The 6,352-nt window shown below is 62.1% G+C and carries 6 protein-coding genes; 4 read left to right on the top strand and 2 right to left on the bottom strand.

Translation table 11 applies throughout. The features are described 5' to 3' along the window. Nucleotides 1-73 precede the first annotated feature (73 nt). Nucleotides 74-913, bottom strand: a complete 840-nt coding sequence (yghU, locus tag F8N49_RS24300; RefSeq protein WP_016774444.1) for a glutathione-dependent disulfide-bond oxidoreductase — start codon at nt 911-913, stop codon at nt 74-76. Between the two features lie 232 nt (nt 914-1,145). Continuing rightward, the gene (locus F8N49_RS24290) at nt 1,146-1,649 is read right to left on the bottom strand and encodes a cupin (RefSeq protein WP_151552903.1); all 504 of its coding nucleotides are present in this window, start codon (nt 1,647-1,649) and stop codon (nt 1,146-1,148) included. 181 nt (nt 1,650-1,830) lie between these two features. Here F8N49_RS24290 and F8N49_RS24285 point away from each other — a divergent pair, with 181 nt between their 5' ends. From F8N49_RS24285 to F8N49_RS24270, 4 genes are all read left to right on the top strand, one after another. Continuing rightward, nucleotides 1,831-3,618 (top strand): thiamine pyrophosphate-requiring protein, encoded by a 1,788-nt coding sequence (locus F8N49_RS24285; RefSeq protein ID WP_151552899.1) that lies wholly within the window; start codon nt 1,831-1,833, stop codon nt 3,616-3,618. Nucleotides 3,619-3,628: 10 nt separating this feature from the next. Further along, nucleotides 3,629-4,366: a DUF72 domain-containing protein gene (locus tag F8N49_RS24280; protein ID WP_177180873.1), complete on the top strand. Its 738-nt coding sequence runs from the start codon at nt 3,629-3,631 to the stop codon at nt 4,364-4,366. Between the two features lie 74 nt (nt 4,367-4,440). Continuing rightward, on the top strand, nt 4,441-5,328 hold the full coding sequence (locus tag F8N49_RS24275; RefSeq protein ID WP_071172020.1) for a Dyp-type peroxidase: 888 nt from the start codon (nt 4,441-4,443) through the stop codon (nt 5,326-5,328). Between the two features lie 9 nt (nt 5,329-5,337). Next, the gene (locus tag F8N49_RS24270) at nt 5,338-6,303 is read left to right on the top strand and encodes a Gfo/Idh/MocA family protein (RefSeq protein ID WP_071172021.1); all 966 of its coding nucleotides are present in this window, start codon (nt 5,338-5,340) and stop codon (nt 6,301-6,303) included. Nucleotides 6,304-6,352 lie beyond the last annotated feature (49 nt).

Genomic DNA, 6,352 nt, shown 5'->3' with positions numbered 1-6,352 from the left:
AACAGATTCGTTGTCTGATACTCCGCTTTCGCGAGCAGGCTCGCTCCCACAGGGTTATGCGGTTTTTTTGAAATCAGTCCAGATCCTTCGCCCCATGCCGCTCCGGCACCTGACTGTCTTCATCACCCCAGGTGCGATTCACTCGCTGCCCACGCATGACCGCTGGCCGCTTGGCGATTTCTTCGGCCCAGCGCTGTACATGGGTGTACTCATGCGCGGCGAGAAACTCCGCCGCCGAGTAAACGTTGTTGCGCACCAGTTGCCCGTACCAGGGCCATACGGCGATGTCGGCGATGGTGTAATCGTCGCCGGCCAGATAGGCGTTGTCGGCGAGACGGCGGTTGAGCACATCCAGCTGCCGTTTGGCTTCCATGGTGAAGCGGTTGATCGGGTATTCGAGCTTCTCCGGCGCATACGCGTAGAAATGCCCGAAGCCACCGCCCAGATACGGCGCCGAGCCCATTTGCCAGAACAGCCAGTTGAGGGTTTCGGTGCGACCGGCCGGATCCTTGGGCAACAAGGCGCCAAACTTTTCCGCGAGATACAGCAGGATCGAGCCGGACTCGAACACCCGGATCGGCGGCTCGACGCTGCGATCCAGCAGCGCCGGGATTTTCGAATTCGGGTTGACCTCGACAAAACCGCTGGAGAACTGATCGCCCTCGCCAATGCGGATCAGCCACGCGTCGTATTCGGCCTCGCTGTGGCCGAGTGCGAGCAGCTCTTCGAGCATGATGGTGACTTTCACACCGTTGGGCGTGGCCAGCGAATACAGTTGCAGCGGATGCTTGCCGACCGGCAGTTCCTTATCGTGGGTCGGCCCGGCGATCGGCCGGTTGATGCTGGCGAAGTGGCCGCCGGAAGGGGCTTCGTGTTTCCAGACCTTGGGCGGAACGTAAGACGCATTGCTCATGAAACGGACCTCGTCGATGCTGGGAGAGAACAGGTAGACACCGTATCTCGAAAGGATTGAGAACACTACCTTGTGGGAGCTGGCTTGCCAGCGATGACGGCGGCACATCCAGCATCAATATTGGCTGACCCACCGCAATCGCTGGCAAGCCAGCTCCCACAGGTTCGGAGTCAGGCACAAATCTCCCGTGGGAGCGAGCCTGCTCGCGAAAGCGTCGGCAGGGTCGCCGCGCCTAATGGCTCCAATACCGCCCAACCGCACCCCCGACTCCCTGCACCGGATCTGTCTCAGGAAACGCCAGCCCCGCAATCCGCGCCAACTGCGCATCACTCGGCGCGGCCCGGCAAATGTCCGCCTGCTGCCCCGGCGGATAAGCACCCACCACCAGAAAATCCTCACTCGATCCCAGATTGCAGTGCCCGGTTCCGGCCGGCAGCAACAGCACATCCCCGGCGCTGACGTCGACGACTTGGCCGTCAGGCCCGCCCAACATCAACCGCGCCTGACCGGCCGCCACGCCAAGCACTTCGTGGCCTTCAGTGTGGTAGTGGTGATAGTCATAAATGCCGTAGCGCCACTGCGCCGGCCAGCCATTGGCACCGAACGTCTGCTCGAAGCGCGCGGCCGGATCGTCGCCTTCGATGGCCAACGCGCGGCGGTAGATCAGCACCGGCAAACGCGGATTGTTCGGCACCCAGTCATTGCGTTGCAGCAGCAGGGTTTGCACTTCAGTCATGGCCAATCCTCCTTCGCTCGATTTATCAGTCGACCGCAGCGCAGGGCAATCGCCTCAAAAAATCATTGCCGCGCAAACACGGCGGCGAAGTTCATGCCCGGACAATCCAGCGAAACTTCATCGCGCAGCGGGATGTCCAGACCCTTACATGTCTATGCAGCGGTAAATGGCGAGGGTCAAGATGACGATGACAGTTGGTGATTTTCTGGTTGAGCGGCTCAGCGAATGGGGCGTGACGCGAATTTTTGGTTATCCGGGGGATGGCATCAACGCCGTTTTCGGCGCCATGAGCCGGGCCAAAGGCAAGATCGAATTCGTTCAGGCACGGCACGAGGAAATGGCCGCGTTCATGGCCTCGGCCCACGCCAAGTTCACCGGCGAGCTGGGCGTGTGCATCGCCACTTCCGGCCCCGGCGCTTCGCACCTGATCACCGGCCTCTACGATGCGCGCATGGACCACATGCCGGTGCTGGCCATTGTCGGTCAGCAGGCGCGCACGGCGCTGGGCAGTCACTACCAGCAGGAACTGGATCTGGTGTCGATGTTCAAGGATGTCGCCGGTGCGTTTGTGCAGCAGGCTTCGGCGCCGTCGCAAGTGCGCCATCTGCTTGATCGCGCGGTGCGCACTGCGGTCGGCGAGCGCCGCGTCACCGCGCTGATTCTGCCCAATGACTTGCAGGATCTGCCTTACGAACAACCGGCGCGCGCCCATGGCACCGCGCATTCCGGCGTCGGCTACAGCAAGCCGAAAGTCGTTCCTTATGCAGCCGATCTGCAACGCGCCGCCGAGGTACTGAACAGCGGCGAGAAAGTCGCGATTCTGGTCGGTGCCGGCGCGCTGGAGGCGACCGATCTGGTCATCGCCGTGGCGGAAAAACTCGGCGCGGGCGTCGCCAAGGCGTTGTTGGGCAAAGCCGCATTGCCTGACGATTTGCAGTGGGTCACCGGCAGCATCGGCCTGCTCGGCACCGAGCCCAGCTACAAGCTGATGAGCGAGTGCGACACCTTGCTGATGATCGGTTCGGGCTTCCCGTATTCCGAGTTTCTGCCCAAGGAAGGCCAGGCGCGCGGCGTGCAGATCGACTTGCAGCCGGACATGCTCAGCCTGCGTTATCCGATGGAGGTCAATCTGGTCGGCGATTCAGCGGAAACCCTCGCCGCGTTGCTGCCCTTGCTGGAACAGAAAAACTCGAACAAATGGCGCAAGAAGATCGAAGGCTGGCGCAGCAGCTGGGAGAAAACCCTGGAAAAACGCGCCATGGCCAAAGCCGATCCGGTCAACCCGCAACGAGTGGTCTACGAGTTGTCACCGCGCTTGCCTGAGCAGGCAATTATCACCAGCGACTCCGGCTCTTGCGCCAACTGGTTCGCCCGTGACCTGAAAATCCGTCGCGGCATGAAATGCTCACTGTCCGGTGGCCTGGCCTCGATGGGCGCGGCGGTGCCCTATGCGATCGCGGCGAAATTTGCTTACCCGGAACGCCCGGTCATTGCCCTGGTCGGCGACGGCGCGATGCAGATGAACAACATGGCCGAGCTGATCACTGTCGCCAAATACTGGCGGCAATGGCAGAGCCCGAAATGGATCTGCGCGGTGTTCAACAACGAAGACCTCAATCAGGTCACCTGGGAGCAGCGGGTGATGGAGGGCGATCCCAAGTTCGAAGCGTCGCAGAGCATCCCGGACGTGCCGTATCACCTGTTCGCGATTTCCATCGGCCTCAAGGGCATTTTCGTTGATCGTGAAGAAGAGGTCGCCGCTGCGTGGGAACAGGCACTCGCCTCGGAAGTGCCGGTGCTGATCGAGTTCAAGACCGACCCGAACGTGCCGCCGCTGCCACCGCACATCAAGCTTGAGCAAGCGAAGAAATTCGCCACGACCCTGCTCAAGGGCGATCCGGACGAAGCCGGGGTGATTGTGCAGACCGCCAAGCAGGTGTTGGGCGCCGTGTTGCCCGGGAAGAAATGACGGTGTGCGCTTGAACGAGTCAACCATCTACATCGGTTGCGCCGGCTGGAGTCTCGGGCGCGAGCACTGGCCGGCATTCCCCGCCGAAGGCACGCACCTGCAACGCTACGCCGCGCGCTTCAACTGTGTCGAAATCAACAGCTCGTTCTATCGCCCGCATCGCCGTCAGACCTACGAACGCTGGGCCGACTCGGTAGCGCCGGACTTTCGCTTCGCCGTGAAAGTGCCGAAGCTCATCACCCATGAACAGCGGCTGGCGGACAGCGCGGCCGCGCTCGATGAGTTTCTCGGGCAATGCCAGGGCTTGGGTGATCGACTCGGCTGCCTGCTGGTGCAACTGCCACCAAAACTCGCCTTCGATGCGCCGGTGGCCGAGGCGTTTTTTCATGCCCTGCGCGAGCGGTTCACGGGCAGTGTAGTGCTGGAGCCGCGACACGAATCGTGGACTGAGGCTGAGGCAATGCTGATGGAGCTGCAGATTGCCCAGGCGGTGGTCGATCCCTCGCGGATCAGCACCGACACCGCACCGGGTGGCTGGCAAGGCCTGCAGTATTGGCGCCTGCACGGCTCGCCACGGATTTATCACAGCGCTTATGAAGCGGCCTATCTGCAACAGCTTGCTCAGAACCTGCGGCGCGCGAAGGCCGACGGCAAAGACATCTGGTGCATCTTCGACAACACCGCCAGCGGCGCCGCCACGGCCGATGCGCTGGCTTTGAGGGCGTTGATCGAAGGCGGTGAACGCTGAACGACGACGCTCTCGCCACCCACACAAACGATCCGGCTACAGGTAAACTCCGCGCACTTTTTCAAGGAGTTCACATGAGTTACTACCAGCCGGGCATTCTCGCTACCCCTGTTCCTGCGCAAGCACGTCATCTGTTTTTCGCCCTGGCGTCGGTTGAAGCCTTGCCGCAAGCGATCGACAGCCTGCTGATGCTGGTGGATGGCAAGTCGGCGGTGGTTGGCTTTGGTGAGTCGTTGACCAAGGCGCTGAATGTCGAAATCGCTGGCCTGCGCAGCTTCCCGGCGCTGACCGGCGTTGGCGTGAACAACCCGTCGACCCAGCATGCCCTGTGGATCTGGTTGCACGGTGTCGACCGGGGTGAACTGCTCAACCGTTGCAACGCTATCGAAGCCGCGCTGGCCCCGGCCTTGCGTCTGGTCGAGATGCAGGAAGCCTTCCGCCACATGGACGGCCACGACCTCACCGGGTACGAGGACGGCACGGAAAACCCGCACGATGATGCCGCTGTCGCCGCCGCGCTGCTGAGCAGTGGCGCGGACGGGCTGGTCGGTGGCAGCTTCGCCGCGATCCAGCAGTGGCAGCACGACCTCAAGGGTTTTCATCGCCTGTCTGCCGGCGCCAAGGACGACATCATGGGACGGCGCTTGAGCGATAACGAAGAAATCGACGACGCGCCGATCTCCGCCCACGTCAAACGCACCGCGCAAGAGAGCTTCGCGCCGGAAGCGTTCGTGGTGCGCCGCTCGATGCCATGGATCGAAGGCGATCGCGCCGGTTTGATGTTCCTCGCCTTCGGCTTTTCGCTGGATGCCTTCGAAGCGCAGCTGCGCCGTATGAGCGGTCTGGAGGACGGTATTGCCGATGGCTTGTATCAGATCAGCCGACCAATCACCGGCGGCTACTACTGGTGCCCGCCGCTCAAGGACGGACGCCTTGATCTGCGCGCGCTGCGCATCGGCTGAGGACTGCACATGAACGTGGTGCGCTGGGGCATGATCGGTTGCGGCAGCGTCGCTGAACGCAAGAGCGGGCCGGCCTTCTACAAGGCGCCCGGTTCGGCGCTGATTGCGGTGATGGGCCGTCGCCTCGAAGCGGTGACCGACTACGCTGCGCGCCACGGCATTAGTCGCGTCTATACCGATGTCGATGCGCTGATCAACGATCCCGAGGTGGACGCGGTGTACATCGCCACGCCGCCCGACAGCCACCATGCCTACAGCCTGAAAGTCGCCGCCGCCGGCAAGCATTGCTGCGTGGAAAAGCCCATGGCACTCAACGCCGGGCAAAGCCGCGAGATGCAGCAAGCGTTTGCCGCTGCCGGTCTGCACTTGTTCGTCTCGTATTACCGCCGCTCGCTACCGCGTTTTGCCCAGGTGCGGCAATGGCTGGAAGAGGGGCGCATCGGTGATGTCCGCCATCTGAGCTGGACACTGACCAAAGCACCGTCGTCGGCTGATCTTGAAGGTCGGGAGAATTGGCGCACCGATCCGGCGGTGGCTGGCGGCGGCTACTTTGCCGACCTGGCCAGCCATGGCCTGGACCTGTTTCAGTATCTGCTTGGCGACATCGTTGAGGTCGCCGGTTTCACCGCGCGTCAGGCGGGTCTGTACGCGGCGGAAGATGCGGTCAGCGCCACGTGGCGGTTCGCTTCCGGAGCGCTGGGCATGGGCTGCTGGAACTTTGTTGCGGACCGGCGTGAGGATCGCGTCGAGATCATCGGCAGCAAAGGGCGCATCGGGTTTTCGGTGTTTGATGAACATCCGGTGCAGCTGTTTGCCGACGAGCAGATCAGCCTGGAGATTGCCCATCACGAGCATATTCAGTGGCATCACGTGCTGGGGATGAATGCGCATATTCGGGGTGATTCACAGCATCCCGCCGTGGCCGAGCAAGCCGTCAAGACCGATTGGGTAATGGACCGGATTCTCAAACGTTAAGATCAAAAGATCGCAGCCTTCGGCAGCTCCTACAGGGAAATCGCATTTC

The sequence above is a fragment of the Pseudomonas sp. GXM4 genome (genome assembly GCF_008923895.1).
Lineage (GTDB): Bacteria > Pseudomonadota > Gammaproteobacteria > Pseudomonadales > Pseudomonadaceae > Aquipseudomonas > Aquipseudomonas atacamensis.
Note: the sequence above shows the minus strand (reverse complement) of the source record. Positions and strands in the feature narration are given on the sequence as shown.